The sequence below is a fragment of the Paraburkholderia silviterrae genome (assembly GCF_004353915.1).
In the GTDB taxonomy this organism is placed as follows: domain Bacteria; phylum Pseudomonadota; class Gammaproteobacteria; order Burkholderiales; family Burkholderiaceae; genus Paraburkholderia; species Paraburkholderia silviterrae.
The window spans coordinates 262,439-279,422 of the sequence record NZ_SMRP01000001.1; the positions used below are offsets into that span (position 1 = coordinate 262,439).

General features: G+C 65.0%; 15 protein-coding genes. 6 read left to right on the top strand and 9 right to left on the bottom strand.

Going from position 1 to position 16,984, the window contains the following annotated elements; translation table 11 throughout:
* Positions 1-30 precede the first annotated feature (30 nt).
* From sufC to EYW47_RS01310, 4 genes are all read right to left on the bottom strand, one after another.
* Complete coding sequence (gene sufC / locus EYW47_RS01295) at positions 31-825, bottom strand: Fe-S cluster assembly ATPase SufC (RefSeq protein WP_133193079.1); 795 nt, start codon at positions 823-825, stop codon at positions 31-33.
* Positions 826-873: 48 nt separating this feature from the next.
* Positions 874-2,322 (bottom strand): Fe-S cluster assembly protein SufB, encoded by a 1,449-nt coding sequence (sufB, locus tag EYW47_RS01300; RefSeq protein ID WP_133193080.1) that lies wholly within the window; start codon positions 2,320-2,322, stop codon positions 874-876.
* A gap of 295 nt (positions 2,323-2,617) precedes the next feature.
* Positions 2,618-3,352 carry a Fic/DOC family protein gene (locus EYW47_RS01305; RefSeq protein WP_133193081.1) on the bottom strand — a complete coding sequence of 245 codons (735 nt, stop codon included), beginning with the start codon at positions 3,350-3,352 and terminating at the stop codon, positions 2,618-2,620.
* A complete protein-coding gene (locus tag EYW47_RS01310; RefSeq protein ID WP_133193082.1) occupies positions 3,336-4,034 on the bottom strand; it encodes a hypothetical protein in 699 nt (232 codons plus the stop codon). The genes EYW47_RS01305 and EYW47_RS01310 overlap by 17 nt, the downstream gene beginning before the upstream one ends.
* A gap of 273 nt (positions 4,035-4,307) precedes the next feature.
* On the opposite strand from EYW47_RS01310, the gene EYW47_RS01315 reads away from it, so the two are divergent.
* The 3 genes from EYW47_RS01315 (at position 4,308) to EYW47_RS01325 (ending at position 7,291) form a co-directional block, all read left to right on the top strand.
* Entirely contained in the window at positions 4,308-5,063 is a 756-nt protein-coding gene (locus tag EYW47_RS01315; RefSeq protein WP_133193083.1) for a PadR family transcriptional regulator, read from the top strand.
* Positions 5,064-5,165: 102 nt separating this feature from the next.
* Entirely contained in the window at positions 5,166-5,975 is an 810-nt protein-coding gene (locus tag EYW47_RS01320; RefSeq protein WP_133193084.1) for a siderophore-interacting protein, read from the top strand.
* A 59-nt stretch (positions 5,976-6,034) separates the two neighbouring features.
* Positions 6,035-7,291 carry an MFS transporter gene (locus EYW47_RS01325; RefSeq protein WP_133193085.1) on the top strand — a complete coding sequence of 419 codons (1,257 nt, stop codon included), beginning with the start codon at positions 6,035-6,037 and terminating at the stop codon, positions 7,289-7,291.
* Between the two features lie 157 nt (positions 7,292-7,448).
* On the opposite strand, the gene EYW47_RS01330 is transcribed toward EYW47_RS01325, so the two are convergent.
* The 3 genes from EYW47_RS01330 to EYW47_RS01340 form a co-directional block, all read right to left on the bottom strand.
* The gene (locus tag EYW47_RS01330) at positions 7,449-8,576 is read right to left on the bottom strand and encodes a 3-deoxy-7-phosphoheptulonate synthase (RefSeq protein WP_133193086.1); all 1,128 of its coding nucleotides are present in this window, start codon (positions 8,574-8,576) and stop codon (positions 7,449-7,451) included.
* A 240-nt stretch (positions 8,577-8,816) separates the two neighbouring features.
* Positions 8,817-9,824 carry a sterol desaturase family protein gene (locus EYW47_RS01335; RefSeq protein ID WP_133193087.1) on the bottom strand — a complete coding sequence of 336 codons (1,008 nt, stop codon included), beginning with the start codon at positions 9,822-9,824 and terminating at the stop codon, positions 8,817-8,819.
* 15 nt (positions 9,825-9,839) lie between these two features.
* On the bottom strand, positions 9,840-10,871 hold the full coding sequence (locus EYW47_RS01340) for a YVTN family beta-propeller repeat protein (RefSeq protein WP_133193088.1): 1,032 nt from the start codon (positions 10,869-10,871) through the stop codon (positions 9,840-9,842).
* A 290-nt stretch (positions 10,872-11,161) separates the two neighbouring features.
* On the opposite strand from EYW47_RS01340, the gene EYW47_RS01345 reads away from it, so the two are divergent.
* Both EYW47_RS01345 and zwf read left to right on the top strand, forming a co-directional pair.
* Entirely contained in the window at positions 11,162-12,487 is a 1,326-nt protein-coding gene (locus EYW47_RS01345) for an Nramp family divalent metal transporter (protein ID WP_133193089.1), read from the top strand.
* A gap of 294 nt (positions 12,488-12,781) precedes the next feature.
* Complete coding sequence (zwf, locus tag EYW47_RS01350; RefSeq protein ID WP_133193090.1) at positions 12,782-14,257, top strand: glucose-6-phosphate dehydrogenase; 1,476 nt, start codon at positions 12,782-12,784, stop codon at positions 14,255-14,257.
* A gap of 165 nt (positions 14,258-14,422) precedes the next feature.
* On the opposite strand, the gene EYW47_RS01355 is transcribed toward zwf, so the two are convergent.
* Together EYW47_RS01355 and EYW47_RS01360 are read right to left on the bottom strand one after the other, a co-directional pair.
* Positions 14,423-14,599 (bottom strand): hypothetical protein, encoded by a 177-nt coding sequence (locus EYW47_RS01355; RefSeq protein WP_240763536.1) that lies wholly within the window; start codon positions 14,597-14,599, stop codon positions 14,423-14,425.
* 115 nt (positions 14,600-14,714) lie between these two features.
* The gene (locus tag EYW47_RS01360) at positions 14,715-15,131 is read right to left on the bottom strand and encodes a MarR family winged helix-turn-helix transcriptional regulator (protein WP_133193092.1); all 417 of its coding nucleotides are present in this window, start codon (positions 15,129-15,131) and stop codon (positions 14,715-14,717) included.
* 291 nt (positions 15,132-15,422) lie between these two features.
* On the opposite strand from EYW47_RS01360, the gene EYW47_RS01365 reads away from it, so the two are divergent.
* Complete coding sequence (locus tag EYW47_RS01365; protein WP_133193590.1) at positions 15,423-16,475, top strand: alcohol dehydrogenase; 1,053 nt, start codon at positions 15,423-15,425, stop codon at positions 16,473-16,475.
* Positions 16,476-16,984 lie beyond the last annotated feature (509 nt).

Here is a 16,984-nt window from a genome sequence, read left to right on the forward strand (position 1 = left end):
TGCTCCTCGCCGGACAGGCGTGCACCGCCGCTAGTGCGCGGCGCGCGGTCCGGGCCCTTCGTGTGCCTCATCCTCGTCGCGTGCTTCGGCGCCGAGCCAGCCGTACCCTTTGCGCTCCAGTTCCAGCGCAAGCTCATGCGTGCCCGAGCGCACGATGCGTCCCTGAGAGAGCACGTGGACATGATCCGGCACGACGTAATCGAGCAGGCGCTGATAGTGCGTCACCATCACGATCGCCCGGTCCGCGCTGCGCATCCGGTTGATGCCGCGCGCGACCACCTGCAGCGCGTCGATGTCGAGGCCCGAATCGGTTTCGTCGAGAATGGCGAGACGCGGCGCCAGCACGGACATCTGCAGCACCTCGTTGCGCTTTTTCTCGCCGCCTGAAAAGCCCTCGTTGACGCCGCGCGAGAGCAGGTCTTCGCCTATCTCCATGGCCGCGAGTTTCTCTTTGACGAGCGCGAGAAAATCCATGGCATCCAGCTCCGGCTCGCCGCGCGCTTTGCGCTGGGCGTTGAGCGCGGCCTTCAGCAGATAGACGTTGCTGACGCCGGGGATCTCCACCGGATACTGGAACGCGAGAAAGACGCCTCTGCGCGCGCGTTCGTCGGGTGCGAGCGCGAGCAGGTCGGCCCCGTCGTAGAGCACGCTGCCGCCCGTCACGACGTACGGTGCGCGCCCGGTCAGCACGTGCGCGAGCGTGCTCTTACCCGAGCCGTTCGGGCCCATGATCGCGTGAACCTCGCCGGCATTCACGCGCAGATCGACGCCGCGCAAGATTGGCTTGCCTTCTACGTCGACACTCAAATTGCGGATATCGAGCATCCTGTTTGCCTCGCTCAGCCCACGCTGCCTGACTGACACAACCCGACACTACCCGACGCTGCCCTCGAGGCTCACGCCGAGCAGCTTCTGTGCCTCCACGGCGAATTCCATGGGCAATTCCTTGAACACGTCCTTGCAAAAGCCGTTGACGATCATCGACACCGCGTCCTCTTCCGAAAGCCCGCGCTGCATGCAATAGAACAGCTGGTCTTCGCCGATGCGTGACGTCGAGGCCTCGTGCTCGACCTTCGCGCTCGAATTCTTCACCTCGATATACGGGAATGTAAAAGCGCTGCAGCGCTCGCCTAGCAGCAGCGAATCGCAGCGGCTAAAGTTGCGCGCGTCCTGCGCCGAGCGGCCCATTTTCACGAGCCCGCGATAGGCGTTCCTGCCGCGGCCGGCGGAAATGCCCTTCGAAAGGATCGTGCTGCGCGTATTGCGCCCGAGATGAATCATCTTCGTGCCGGTGTCGGCTTGCTGGTAATGGTTCGTGAGCGCCACCGAATAGAACTCGCCGACCGAGTTGTCGCCGCGCAGGATCACGCTCGGGTATTTCCAGGTGATGGCGGAGCCCGTCTCGACCTGCGTCCACGAAATTCTTGAGTTGGCTTCGCGGCAGTCGCCGCGCTTCGTCACGAAGTTGTAGATGCCGCCGCGCCCCTGCTCGTCGCCCGGATACCAGTTCTGCACAGTCGAATAGCGGATCTGTGCGCCTTCGAGCGCGACAAGCTCCACCACGGCCGCATGCAGCTGGTTCTCGTCGCGCATGGGCGCCGTGCAGCCTTCCAGATAGCTCACGTATGCGCCCTTGTCGGCCACGATCAGCGTGCGCTCGAATTGCCCGGTGTTGGCCGCGTTGATGCGGAAATACGTGGACAACTCCATCGGGCAGCGCACGCCCGGCGGGATGTAGCAGAACGAGCCGTCGCTAAATACCGCCGAGTTCAGCGTGGCGAAGAAGTTGTCGGTGTATGGCACCACCGAGCCGAGATACTGCCGCACGAGTTCCGGATGCTCCTGCACCGCTTCCGAAAACGAGCAGAACACGATGCCCAGCTCGCCGAGCTGCTTGCGAAACGTCGTGGCGACCGACACGCTGTCGAATACCGCGTCCACGGCCACGCCGGCCAGCATCTCGCGCTCCTGCAACGGCACGCCGAGTTTCTCGTAGGTGCGCAGCAGTTCCGGATCGACTTCGTCCAGACTCTTCGGCCCGCTCGCCTGCGCGTGCGGCGCCGAGTAGTACGCAATACCCTGCCAGTCGATCGGTGGATGCTCGACCGTGGCCCAATGCGGCTCGCTCATCGTGAGCCAGTGCCGGTACGCGGCCAGCCGCCATTCGAGCATGAATTCCGGCTCGTGCTTTTTGGCCGAAATCAGCCTGACCACGTCTTCGGACAGCCCGCGCGGCAAGGTGTCGGACTGCACGTCGGAAACGAATCCATGCTGATATTTGCGCTGAAGCCACTCCTCCATTCCCGTCTCGTGGGTATTCATCTGGACCTCCGCTTTCTACGGCGGCACCGAAACATTCGACGCCGCTCGAGCGCGGAAACCGGTCGCAAGATAGCGCGGCCATGACAGTCGGCGGCGCCACGATTATTACGGTCTCCTTTTCACTCTCACTAACTATTGTAGGACCGACCCCAAGACCCTGGCGCCCCCAGGGTCTCCGGGCGTCTGCGTGCTCGTGCTGCGGCCAATCAGGCCCGATCTATGCGGCGTGTTGCGGCGTGTTGCGGCCGCTTCAGCCATCGCTTCGCGCCGCTCACCCGCCGACGGGCGCTGCCGATCACCGCTTGCGTTGCAGCGCTTCGCCACGCTTGAGCTCGAAGGCCTGATACTTCTGCGCGACACGCGAGTCGCTGTATGCGCCTTCCACTGTGTTCCCGGCACTACGCCCGTCTAGTCCGTGGAGATCGCCGATCACGCCACCCCAATGAGTCCGTCCGGCCGAGTCCACAACAAAAGGCGACAGATATTCGTCCAGAATGCCGTGCCCCGGAGTGGCGATCTGCGCACTCAATGCGGCCAGGTACGCCAGCTTCTGCGTCCGGTGCCACTCAATGGAGAACCCGGCACGATGACAAAGCTCGCTATGTACAACCAGCATCGTCCGGCCGTTGCCATCCAGAAACGGATGGCCGTATGCAAACCATCCCATAACTTCGCCCGGCCGTTGGCGCATCGCAGCCTTGTCCTGTCCAACACGCAATCCTTCCTCGATTGCACGGCGAGCGTCCATGGGATGGCTAAACAAGGTGCCGGCCTTGGAGACGGCGATCTCCGGCGCAGTGGCCGCACGATCCTGCCCTGCCCACGGGTAGAAAGCGAAAAAGAGGATTCGATGCACGATGAGAAAGTCTGCGTAAGCCAGCACATCGCATTTCGCAAGATGCTCCAGCGCCTCACCGAGCCCGGCGCGGAACAACGTGTGCTCCATTTCGCGGATGATCTCCGGATCTTTCTCCCCGTACCGGTTGCGCAGGTAGCCCGCCTGGCCGTAATCCTTAAACGGGTCGAACACGCTGCTTCCTCTCGCGCAAATGGTTGACCATCAGGGTTGCCATCTCGTCCGTAGAAAGCTTGCCGCAACGCTTGAGCGCCACCAGGAGGTCCGCGGTGCTGTCGGGATTCACCTCATCGCCAGCCAGGCGCGTCACCGTTTCGGCCCACCGATCCATGGGGTGAGGCTCATAAGCAACTTCGAGCTGCTTCGCAAGATCAAGAACGAATCGGGCCACGCCTGAAGTCGGCAACTGTAGCGGGAGACAAGCCGGCTCGGCATGCCGTTGGCCTGTGCCGGCCTGCGCGCCAAGGAGCGCAATGGTTTTTCCGTCCAACGACAATTTGCGCGAGATCCGGCGTTTCCCCGTCTCGAGGACCCATTCTTGAAGCGCACCGCCGCTCGCGCTTCCGCCAGGGTAGTCCCTGACTAAATGCGACAGCCCCGATACGCCCAGCTTTTGTAATGCCTCACGCGCGAGAGACTCGAAATCCACTAGAGGATGGACTTGATGGGTGCTCGTATCCCGCCCGGCCTTGGCGTAGATACCCGAGCCCAAGCGCAGCAGTTCGCCATTACGCACCAGGACACCCAAGGCATGCGTCACCTGGGACTGGCTCCCGAGACCAGCAACGTCAGTACGAAGCACCACGTTGCCGCGCCGGCGTCGAATCGACTGACGCATCCGATCTTCGAGCTTCATGTGGACTTTCCTGTGCTGACTCGCAGAGCCTATATTATAACCTTGACACCCTTCCAGATAGACAGTATTTTTTGTTTAAATACATTGACTTACATACACAAATCATGCCGCTTGACCGGCAATATTTGCACACTCGCCAGGATCCGTGTCTTCGGTCTCATTCCTGAGGCAGCGCCACCCACCTCCGGTTTCCCTTCCAAAATTCTCTTTGACAAACACTCTTAAGATATATATCTTAAGACATGTTTTAAGACACTTAGAGAAGGAGGCCTCATGCGCCACCATCACGCTTTCGGCTATTTCTGGCGTCACGCCCATGCCAGCCGCACCGGTTTCGACCCCTTTGCCAACGACGATTTCGCCGGCGTCCGTTTCGCCATGCGCCACCCGATGCACGCGCTGCGCCACGCCATGGGCCGCCACCGCGGCGGCGAAGGCCACGGCGATTTCGGCGACCGCTTCGGAGAAGGCTTCGGCCGCGGTTTCGGCGGCTTCGGCGGGAATGGCGACGGCTTCGGCCGCGCCCGCAAGTTCACGTCGGAAGATTTGCAACTGATGCTGCTCGTGCTGCTCGCCGAGCGCCCGAGCCACGGTTACGAGCTCATCAAGGCGCTCGACGCACGCTCGAACGGCTTCTACAACCCGAGCCCCGGCATGGTTTACCCCGCGCTCACCTACCTTGAAGAACTCGGCTACGTCAGCGTCACGCTCGAAGGCAACCGTAAGCGCTACGAACTATCCGATGAAGGCCGTGCGTATCTCGAAGCCAATCGCGAGCGCGCCGACCTGATCCTCGCGAAGCTCACGCATTTCGGCCGCAAGATGGAACTCATGCGCCGCGCGCTCGCGGGCGAAGATCCCGCCGAAGGCACCGGCTGGGTGCGCGAGCTCATCGATGCGCGCCGCGCGCTCAAGCACGCCTTGCTGGTCCGCACGGACGCCTCGCCCGACGAGCAGCGCCGCATCGCGGCGATCCTCGCACGCGCCACGCGAGAGATCGAGAACGGCGAGGAAAGCGGCGGCGCCTGAGCGCAGGCCAGCCACCCGCAGGCCCTCACTGCCCCTCATTGCCCTTCACCGCCCGTCGATCGAACGCCACCCCATCGCCGTATCGCCCCATTGGAGCCCCAGATGCAAAACCCAAGCCACCTTGAAGTCGTCCGCGTGCGACATCCTTTGAAGTTCCGCCTGCTGCGCGTCACGCGCGTCGAGGCGCTGTCGCCCGCGCTGGTGCGCGTGACGCTCACGGGCGATCTGAGCGAATTCGTCTCGGCGTCGTTCGACGATCACCTGAAGGTGTTCTTCCCGGCCCCGGGCGCCGAGAAACCCGTGCTGCCGAGCCTCGGTCCCGACGGCATCGTCTTTCCCGAGGGCGTCGAGCGCCCCGCCGCGCGCGATTACACGCCGCGCCGCTTCGACACCGTTGCCAACGAGCTCGACCTCGAATTTGCGCTGCACGAAGCCGGCCCCGCCACGGCGTGGGCGGCGCAGGCCCAACCCGGCCAGTACCTGGGCGTGGGCGGTCCGCGCGGCTCGATGGTGATCCCCACGGGCTACGACTGGCATCTGCTGATTGGCGACGAAACGGCACTGCCCGCGATCCAGCGCCGCCTGACCGAGCTGCCCGCCAGCGCGCGCGTCGCGGTGGTCGTGGAAGTGGCGAACCGCGCGGCGCGCATCCCGCTGCCCACCGAAGCCGATCTCTACGCCATCTGGCAATATCGTGAGGAATCCGAATCGGAGCAGCCGCTCGTGGATGCCGTGCGCGAAATCTGGCTGCCGCCCGGCGAAGGCTACGTGTGGGCGGCCGGCGAAGCCTCGGCGATCCGCGCCGTGCGCGCGCACCTGTGCAACGAGCGCGGCGTCGACAAGAAGCGCATCCGCGCGTCGGCGTACTGGCGGCGCGGCGCCCAGGCGACACACGAAACGATCGACGACTGAAAGAAAACCCTGCGCGCGCGGCCCCGCTCCATGGGTGCGCGCCTCACGAAGGTCCGCCAATGCCCCTTGTACTCAATCCGCTGCGCGAACGCGCGCTGCTCTGGCTGCTCGCGCTCACGCAGTTCACCGTCATCATGGACTTCATGGTGATGATGCCGCTCGGCCCGCAGATCATGCATGCGTTCACGATCACGCCTGCGCAGTTCGCGATGGCCGTGTCGGCCTATTCGCTGTGCGCGGGTCTCTCGGGCCTGTTCGCGGCGACCTATATCGACCGCTTCGACCGCCGGCGTTTGCTGCAGGTCGCCTATGCGCTGTTCGCGCTCTCGAATCTCGCCTGCGCGCTCGCGACCAGCTTTCATCTGCTGCTGTTCGCACGCGCGTTCGCGGGCCTCACAGGCGGCGTGCTGGGCTCGATCGTCATGGCGATCGTCAGCGACGTGATTCCCGTGGCGCGCCGCGGCGCCGCGACTGGCGTGATCATGACGGCGTTCTCGATCGCCGCCATCGCGGGCGTGCCCTCGGGCATCGTGCTCGGCGCGCACTTCGGCTGGAGCGCGCCGTTCCTGCTGCTCGTCGTGCTTTGCGCCATCATCTGGATGGCGGGCGCGCGCGTCGTGCCCTCGCTCACTGAGCACGTGGATCGCGACACGCCGCTGCGCGCGATCGTGCCGCGCCTGTGGCAATTGCTGACGCTGCCGCGCCATATGAAGGCGTTCGCGCTCACCTTCACGATGATGGGCGCGCACATGCTGGTGATTCCGTTCATCTCGCCGATGCTGGTGGCCAATCACGGTGTCGATCCGGAGCGGCTCTCGTGGCTGTATATGGCCGGCGGCGCTGCCACGTTCCTGAGCTCGCGCGCGGTGGGACGCCTCGCGGATCGCTACGGCAAGCGGCGCGTGTTTCGCATCATGGCGCTCGTGTCGATCGTGCCGGTGCTGTTCATCACGCACCTGCCCGCGCTGCCGTTCGCCGCGCTGGTGGCGTTCTTCGCGGTGTTCATGGTCGCGCTGTCGAGCCGCATGGTGCCGATGCAGGCGCTGCTCACGACGATTCCCGAGCCCGCGCGCCGCGGCGCTTTCCTGAGTGCCAACAATGCGGTGCAATCGCTGGGCACGGGAATTGGCGCATGGGCCGGCGGCTTGCTGCTCCAGAATGGCCCGCATGGAACGCTCGTGGGGTTCGGGCAGAACGGCTGGCTCGCGGCTGCGTTCGCGGTTGTCGCGGTGATCTGGATCGGGCAGGTGCGCGGCGCGGGCGATGACGATATCGAGAGCGCGCCGGCGTCGGAAGGTGCGGCCGCTAAGGCGTGAAATTTGGGCCGAGGTTCGGCGCCTGTTTAACGTAAGGCGAATCAAACAAAACGCGCGGCGGACTTTCGGGTCCGCCGCGCGTTCTCTGTCGATGCCTTGTCGATGCCTGATGGCCTGGCGTGCCAACGCTCATCGGCCCGCGGGCTTGCCTATGCGCCTACGCGCCCCGCTTCTGCCTGCGCGCGCGCACGGCCTCCGCCAGCGACTCCAGCACCGGCTGCGTCTGTGCCCAACTGATGCAGGCATCGGTGATCGACACGCCGTGCGCGAGCGGCACGCCCGGCGTGAGATCCTGACGCCCTTCTTCCAGATGGCTCTCGATCATCACGCCCACGATGCGCTCTTCGCCGCCCGCCAGCTGCGCGCCGATATCGTGCGCGACGTCGATCTGGCGCCGATGCTGCTTGCTCGAATTCGCATGCGAGCAATCGATCATGACGTGCTCGCGCAGCCCGGCCTTCGCGAGCGCCGCGGAGCACGCCGCCACCGATGCCGCATCGTAGTTCGGCCCGCTCTTGCCGCCGCGCAGAATGACGTGGCAGTCGTTGTTGCCGCGCGTCTCGAAGATCGCGGCCATGCCCATTTTCGTCATGCCCATGAAGGCGTGGCTCGCGCGCGCGGCGACGATGGCGTCCGCCGCGATCTGCACGCCGCCGTCGGTGCCGTTCTTGAAGCCGATCGGGCAGGACAGCCCCGAGGCCAGTTGCCGGTGGCTCTGGCTCTCCGTCGTGCGCGCGCCGATCGCGCCCCACGCCACGAGGTCGGCAATGTATTGCGGGCTCAGCAGGTCGAGGAATTCGGTGCCAGTGGGCAGGCCGAGCGCGTTGATGTCGAGCAGCAGCTGGCGCGCGGCGCGCAAGCCCTCGTTGATACGGAAGCTCCCGTCGAGGCGCGGATCGTTGATATAGCCCTTCCAGCCCACGGTCGTGCGCGGCTTCTCGAAGTACACGCGCATGACGACGAGCAGATCGTCCTTGAGCCGGTCGGCCTCGCGCTTGAGCAACTGCGCGTATTCGATCGCCTGGTCGTGGTCGTGGATCGAGCACGGCCCGACCACCACCACGACGCGGTCGTCGCGATGCGCAAGCACCTCGCCGATTTGCACGCGGCTCGTTTCCACGAGCGTCTGCGTGGCCTGCGGCACCGGCAGCTCGTCGAGCAGGAGCGCGGGAGAAATGAGCGGACGTACCGCGCCGATGCGCACGTCGTCGATGCGGGTGGAGTCTTCGGTGGCGTCGGCGAAACCGACTTCCTGGTCGTGCTGCGGGTTGTCGATACGGCTCAAGATGCTCTCCTTCGCTTGGGCGCCTCGCCGCGGCTCGAACGCCGCGCGGGGGACAAGCCGCGATTATCGCATCCGTGGCGCGGCCCGCCGGAATCTCGATATGGGTCTGGATAGAGAAAGAGGCGGCATGAAGCCGCCTCCCAGAAGGATTCAACCCGCGTTCAACCCGGATTCAAACAGAGCTCAAGCAGTGCTGAAACGCCGGGCCTCGAGCTGAACTGAACTGAGCCCGGCGCGCCATCAATTCGCCTCTCCGCCGAGCGGATAGCCCTTGCCGGCGAGGCGCCGGCCGACGCGCACGAGCGCGAGCCACTGCTGGGCAAGCAGCCCCTCGCCGTAGTTCATGCCACGGCCTTGCGGCGCGGGCAGTTGCTCGCGGATGCCCGTGGGCTCCAGCGCCTTGTTCCATGAGGCCGTGCGGAACATCACGTCCCACCACGGGAACAGCACGCCGAAGTTGCAACCGTAACGCGTGCCTTCATGACCATAGCCGACCGCGTGATGGCGGCGGTGGAACGCCGGGCTCACGAGAATGCGCTCGAGCAGCCAGCCGAATTCGAGCCGCGCGTTCACATGCTGCACGCTCTGCAGGAAGTTGCTCACGGCGATCAGCACGACGAACTGCGAAGGCGGCACGCCGATAAAGAGCGAGATGCCCGCGAAGAACGCGGCCTGGACGATGTCGTCGATGAAATGATTGCGATCGTCACACCAGAGCGACATCTGCTGCTGGCTGTGATGCACCGCGTGCAGTTCCCACCAGACGCCGAAGCGATGCTGCCAGCGGTGATACCAGTAGCCCGCGAAATCGAGCACGATCAGATAGATCGCGAACGAGACGATCGGCTTGTCGGTCACGCCGGGCCAGAGGCTGTCCACGTCGATGTTCGGCACGTTATGGATCGCCATCAGGCTCTGCCAGTGATTGAACAGCGGCGTGAGCAGGAAGAAGAACGCGATGTTCAGAATGCCGAGCTTGGCGATCCACGTGTACCAGACGTCGGCGCGCAGCGCCTTGCGGTCGCGCCACGGCTCGGCCGGGCGCAGCGCCTCGAGCGGACGCAGCAGCAGATACGACGCGCAAATCTGCAGCGCACCCACGATCACCCAGTAGAGCGCGTCGTAGGTGTCCTCGTCGTAGCCCATCAGGCCGACCTTGTAGAAGATCGGCTGCACCACGTCCACGTAAAGGAGCGTCTGCAGCCACGAAACGAGGTTGTCGGCTTGCGTCAGCAACGTATCGAGCATCGAATCTCCCGGTCGTCAGTCAGGATTGGGCGCATACACCGGCGCGCTGTTGGCGAAGTAAATGCCGTGCGGCGAGCGGCCCACGGCGATCGTGTCGATCAGCTTGCGCGTCGTGAGGTCGATGATGCCCACGTGCTTCGCGAAGCGGAACGTTACCCACAGATAGCGTTTGTCGGCGGAAAGTTCCATGTCGTCGGGGCCGGGGCGCAGGCCCGTGATGTCGGCGACCTTGGTGAGCGTGGTGTAGTCGAGAATGCTGATGGTGCTTTCCACGCGGTTCGACACGGCCACGTGCTTGCCGTCGTCGAGATTGCGGAAGTTGTGCGCGCCGCGGCCCGTCTGGATCCGCTTCACGACCGTGCGGCTATGCAAGTCCACCACGGCCACGTCGTCCTCGCCCGTCATGCCGACCAGCAGGTACTTGTCGCCGGGCGTCATCCACAGGCCCGCGGGCGTCTTGCCCACCTGCAGCTTCCACGCAACGGTCTGCGTGGCCAGGTCGATCGCGGCCACTTCGCCGGTGTCCTGCAGCGTCACGAACGCGGTCTTGCTGTCCGAGGAGAAGTTGATGTGGCTCGGCGTCTTCGCGAGCGGGATGCGCTTCACGAGCGTGACGTCATGGCCGTTGTAGCTGTAGATGTCCACGCGGTCCAGTCGCAGGCCCGCCGTGACGAACCACTTGTGGTCGGGCGAGAAGCCGAGCTGGTACGGGTCTTCGATGCCCTCCACGCGGCGCTGCACCTTGCCCGTGTGCGGATCGAGGAACATCAGGTCGTTCGAGACCGAATCGGCCACGATGAGCGACTGGCCATCGGGCGTGATCATCAGGTGATGCGGCTCCTTGCCGGTGGGCTCGGTGCCGACCACGCTGCGGCTCGCCTCGTCGATCAGCGAAAGCTGCGCCTCGCCGGAGTCGAGCACGATGACTTTGTCGTTGCCGTTGACGTTGCCGCCGGCGTGGGCCAGTGCGCTAAAAGCGAGCGAGCCAAGGAACACCGCCGCTGCAACGCGGTTCCTGGTAGGGGTAAGGATCGGGAAATGTGGCATTTCGTAAGGAAGTAAGCCGGCGCAGTCGGGAGACCGCAACCGCAGAAAGCACGCGCGGAGCCGGTTTGTGCTGAGATAGATGCTGGCGCGCCGCAAAACGGCCGAAAGCCAGACGAAATCTCACTGAAACCGGGCAGCGAAGCCCGGCGCGCGGAACACTCCGTTAACGCGCGAGGATCGTTTTCCGATGACGCGCAAACGCTGCGCAACAGCGCTTTTTAAGCGCTTTTCAGGGGCCGCGCGCTGCTTTGGCCCCTGAATCGCGGCGCTGAAATTTCGACGAGGCGTTCATGCACCACCGCACCCGCGAAGACAGCCTGCATGGCCCGCCGTACGGACTCTCCGAGCGCACGGCGCACAAGGTGCGCGAGGCGCTCGAAGGGCGCCGGCGCGGCGCCGCGCTGCTGCTGCCGCTCGCGGGGCCGGCCGTGATCGTTTCCGTGGCCTACATGGACCCCGGCAACTTCGCGACCAACATCCAGGCGGGCGCGCGCTACGGCTATACGCTGCTGTGGGTCGTGCTGCTCGCCAATCTCGTCGCCATGCTGTTTCAGGCGCTCTCCGCGAAGCTCGGCATCGTCACCGGCTGCAATCTCGCGCAGCTGTGCCGCGTGCACCTGAGCGCGCCGCTCGTCTGGCTCTTGTGGGTCGTGAGCGAGATCGCCGCCATGGCCACCGACCTCGCCGAATTCCTCGGCGGCGCGATCGGGCTGGCGCTGCTCCTTCATCTGCCGCTGCTCGCCGGCATGGCCGTGACCGCGCTCATCACTTACGCGCTGCTGTTCTTCGAGCGCGCGGGCTTTCGTCCGCTCGAGCTCGTGATCGGCACGCTCGTGGGCGTGATCGGCGTGTGCTATCTGCTGGAGCTCTTCATCGCGCCCGTCGACTGGGGCGGCGTGCTCAAGCACCTGGCCACGCCGCGCCTGCCCGACACGCAGGCTGTGACGATCGCCGTCGGCATCGTGGGCGCAACGATCATGCCGCACGCGCTCTTTCTGCACTCCGGGCTCACCCAGGCACGCGTGCAGCCGCGCGACGACAATGAGCGCAGGCGCCTCGTGCGCTTCTCGAACATCGAGGTGGCGATCGCGCTGTCATTCGCCGGGCTCATCAACATGGCGATGGTCATCATGGCGGCGGCGGCCTTCCACCTGGGCCACGCCGACATCGCCGAAATCGGCACCGCCTGGCACACGCTCGCGCCGCTGTTCGGCATGGCGGCGGCCAGCATTTTTCTCGTTTCGCTGATCGCCTCGGGCCTGTCGAGCTCGGTGGTGGGCACGCTCGCGGGCCAGATGATCATGCAGGGCTTCGTGGGCTTCCAGATTCCGCTCTGGCTGCGCCGCGTCGTGACCATGGCGCCGAGCTTCGCGGTGGTGGGCCTCGGCGTGAACGCCACCGAAGCGCTCGTGGTGAGCCAGGTCGTGCTGAGTTTCGCGCTGCCGTTCCCGATGGCCGCGCTCGTCTGGTTCACGAGCCGGCGCGATGTCATGGGGGCCTGGCGGAGCGGCCCGGTGCTCGCATGGCTCGCGGTGCTGGGCGCGGTGGCCGTGCTCGCGCTCAATGCGCTGCTGTTGTTGCAGACTTTCGGCGTGAGGGTGCCCGGTCTCGCGTGAAGCGCCGCACTCTGCCTTCGATGCCTCACAGGAAACGATCGCTTGAAGCCTCCGGCGCGAAACGTGCAACGCACGACGCCCAATTCGATCGATTCGCGCAATTCGCCGGGCATGCGTGCTCGAACCGTTCACCGACCGCGCGGTCAGTGTGCAAATACCTGCGTCAGACGTGCAAACTCGCGCGAAACGATGCAACATTAGCCTTTTTCACCGCGCCCGCAGCCAAGCCGCGGTGCAATCTTCGCAACCTTGCGCCACCCATCGCCACAACGCGCCACAACCGAACGACCTGCCATGACGAATCAGCCTGTCCAAGCCGCGCCCGAACTGCCCGTCGACATGATCATCTTCGGCGGCGGAGGCGACCTGGCCGCGCGCAAACTGCTCCCCGCGCTCTACATGGCGCACCTGCACGGCAACCTGCCGCCCGACACGCGCATCATCGCCGTGGGCCGCAAGAACTGGACCATCGACGACTACCGCGCGTTCATGGAAGAGCAGTCGCGTCCGTTCATCGACGCCAAAGCCTTCAACGCAGAAGCATGGGACCGCTATCTGGACCTGTTCCAGTACGTGATCATCGACGTGAACGCGCCCGGCGATTACGAACGTCTCGCCGAGGTCTCGCGCAAGCATGCGCTGCGCGTGTTCTATCTCTCGACCTCGCCCGAGCTGTTCACGACGATCTGCGACAACCTCTCGTCGGCGCATCTGCTCGACAAGCATTCGCGCGTCGTGCTGGAGAAGCCGCTCGGCCACGACCTCGCTTCGGCCAAGGAGATCAACGCCTCGGTGGGCCGCCACTTCGCGGAATCGCAGATCTACCGGATCGACCACTATCTCGGCAAGGAGACGGTGCAGAACCTGATGGTGCTGCGCTTCGGCAATCCGATCTTCGGGCCGCTGTGGCAGGCGCCGTATATCCGCAGCGTGCAGATCACGGTGGCGGAAACGGTGGGCGTGGGCAGCCGCGCAGGCTTCTACGACCACACCGGCGCGCTGCGCGACATGGTGCAAAACCACCTGCTGCAACTGCTGTGCATCGTGGCCATGGAACCGCCCGTCTCGCTCGACCCGGACGCCGTGCGCGACGAAAAGCTCAAGGTGCTGCGCTCGCTGCGGCCGATGTCGGTGGCCGACATCGCGCGCGACACCGTGCGCGGCCAGTACGCGGCGGGCGCCGTGGACGGCCAGCCGGTGAAGGGTTACCTCGAAGAAGACAACGTGCCGCCGGGCAGCAAGGCGGAGACCTTCGTGGCGCTGCGCGCGCACATCAACAACTGGCGCTGGGCCAACGTGCCGTTCTTCCTGCGCACGGGCAAGCGCATGCAAAAGCGCCAGTCGGAGATCGTGATCGAATTCGCGGACCTGCCCTTCTCGATCTTCCCGAGCGGGCCGCGCAACTATGGCAACCGTCTCGTGATCCAGCTCCAGCCCGAAGAGTCGATCCAGTTGCAATTGCTCGCGAAGGAGCCGGGCAGCGGCATGAACATGCTGCCGGTGAGTCTGAATCTCGATCTGCAGCAAGCCATTCCGGAGCGCCGAGCGGAAGCCTACGAGCGCCTGCTCGTCGACGTGATCCGCGGACGCCTCACGCATTTCATGCGCCGCGACGAACTGGAAGCCGCCTGGAGCTGGGTGGAGCCGATTCTCGAAGGCTGGAAGGAGCTCAACGACCGCCCGCGCGTCTATACGGCGGGCACCTTCGGGCCGGCCGCTTCTTCGGCGCTGCTCGCGCGCGAGGGCATGTCGTGGGCCGAGGAGGCTTGAGGAGGCTTCAGACCTCAGGCGGCTTGGGAGGCTTGAGGAGGCTTGAGGCGACCTCAGGCAACTTGAGCTAGCGCCTGAATGATGCGCGCCGCGCACGCTGCGCGGCGCGCGCTGACCGTTGCGGAGTATCGTGATCTCTCACGATCCGTCGCGGCTTCAGGAGAGCTAGCGCCGCTTGCCGCCGTCGCGGGCTTGCGCGCCTTCGGCGCTCGTCCGGTCGGGGCGGAACAGATCGAGCCCCGCGAAAACGACCACGCCGCTGAGCGCCATCATCGGCACCGAGTGCCGGCCCAGATAGAGAATCGCGGCAGCGAGCCACGTCGAAACAAAAAAAGCAGCCATGCGCCGCATGATGAAACTCCAAAACTCATAATGCTCGAAGCGACGGCGCGTCTGCCCCGCGTGCCACCCGCGCGCTACCCGCGTGTCTATCCAGCCGCAGCCGGTGTGCCGTGCGTTAGCCGAGCGTCGCGCGCACCGTGCGCAGCCGGCTCACGGTATCTACGAACGCCTCGCCGCCCAGCGAGCGCTTGATTCGGCCCGTGACCTGCGCGCTCGCGTGATTGAGCGCCTCGCGTATCGCCGCCGCTTGCGGTGTGGGCACGATCGCCACCTCGCGCTGATCGCCGACGGTACGCTGACGCTCCACGTAGCCGCGCGCCTCGAGCCCGTCGAGCACGCGTGTGGCCGTGGGCCGCGCGATGGAGAGCAGGTCCGCCAGCTCGTGCTGCAGCGAAGCAGGCCGCTCGAGCACCGCGCGCAGCATGAAACCTTGCGGCGGCGTGAGGCCAAAAGGCTCGAACGCCTCGGACCACTCGCGCTCGAGCCGGCGTGCGAGCGCCGACGTGTTGAAGTAAAGACACTGATCGAACATGGCTACAGGATAACCCGTTGTCGTTAGCTATGCAATCAACCCGACACGATAAGTCCCTGATTCAAGCACTTTTTCGAACTCTTTCGATGCGGCATTGATGTGCGGCCGATGGCCTCCCTCGCCTGGCAATTCATCCGTTGTGCGAATTTTTATTGCGCGCCCGCACAGGGCTGGTGACCAGATCCGCAAGAAAACGAACGAGCATACGAATTTTTCGCGTATCCGCTATGATGTAAGCGAATCGACATCGCCTCACCGCTTCACACCACTCCAACGGAGACATCGATGCAGATGCGTTGTTATTGCGTGACCCACCACGGCCAGCCGCTCGAACTCGTGCAGCGCGAGACGCCGCAACCGAGGGGCACCGAAGTGCTCGTGCGAGTGAAGGCCGCGGGACTCTGCCATTCCGACCTGCACATCTGGGAGGGCTACTACGACCTGGGCGGCGGCAAGAAGCTCTCGCTCGCCGACCGCGGCATCAAGCTGCCGCTCACGCTGAGCCATGAGATCTGCGGTGAAGTCGTTGCGGCGGGCCCCGAGGCCGGCGACGTGAAGGCCGGCACGATGGCGGTCGTGCATCCGTGGATCGGCTGCGGAGAATGCGCGGCGTGCCTGCGCGGCGAGGAGAACATCTGCACCAAGCCGCAATCGCTCGGCGTGATGCGCGACGGCGGCTTCGCCGACTATGTGATCGTGCCGCATCCGCGCTACCTGGTCGAGCTCGGCAGCCTCGACCCCGTGAAGGCCGCGCCGCTCGCGTGCGCAGGCGTCACCACGTTTTCGGCGATCAAGAAGTTCGGGGCGCGCATCCATGAAGACCCGGTCGTGATCATCGGCGCGGGCGGCCTCGGCATGATGGCCATCGAGGTGCTGAAGGCGCTGGGCGCGAAAGGCGCCATCGTGGTGGACGTGGATGCCGCCAAGCGCGAGGCCGCGCTAAAGGAAGGTGCGCTCGCCGCCATCGACGCGCGCGCGCCCGATGCCGTCGAGCAAGTTGTCAAGGCCACGGGCGGCGGCGCCCGCGCCGTGCTCGACCTCGTGGGCGCAACGCCTACCGTGCGGCTCGCGCTCGATGCTTGCACGCGCGGCGGCCACGTGGTGGTGGTCGGCCTGATGGGCGGCGACATCACGATCTCGTTGCCGATCATTCCCATGCGGCCGCTCAAGATCGAAGGCAGTTATGTGGGCACGCTGCCAGAGTTACGTGAACTCGTCGCGCTGATGCGCGAGGGCAAGATGCAGCCCTCGCCGGTGTCGAGCCGGCCGCTCGGCGAAATCAACGCGGCGCTCGAGGCGCTGGCGCAAGGCAAGGTGGTGGGGCGTCAGGTGATGGTGCCTTGAAGGACTGTTGAGGGGGGCGCCATTTGCTGGCGCGTTTTCCTGTCGCGTTTCCTTGGTTTCGTGTCGGTCTATTAGCGTTGCCCCTGTGCGGGGCGGCACCTACTTTTCTTTGCAGCCGCAAAGAAAAGTAGGCAAAAGAAAGCGGCTCAAACCGCCAGTGTGACGCAGTCCACCACTGCCCTTTTTATCGAAGCGGCTCCGGGGCATCCGTCACCTCGCACACTCCGCGTAAGTGACAAGGGGCTCATCCTTCCCGCCGCGCGCTACGCGCGGGCGGAAGGGTCTGCAAGGAAAATCGGGCGTGCTGCCGACGAATGCACGATAGTACTGCCTAACAAATGCATTGGAGTACTACGAAACCATGTGTGTCCCACCGGTTTTGGTTATTCCCCACGGCGCGCGCAGCGCCGCCGGAGGTATGAGCCCTTAGTCACTCCGATATACGACGCGTGATGACAGACGCCCCGGAGCCACTCCGATTAAAGTTTAGTGGTCCACTGCGTCACACT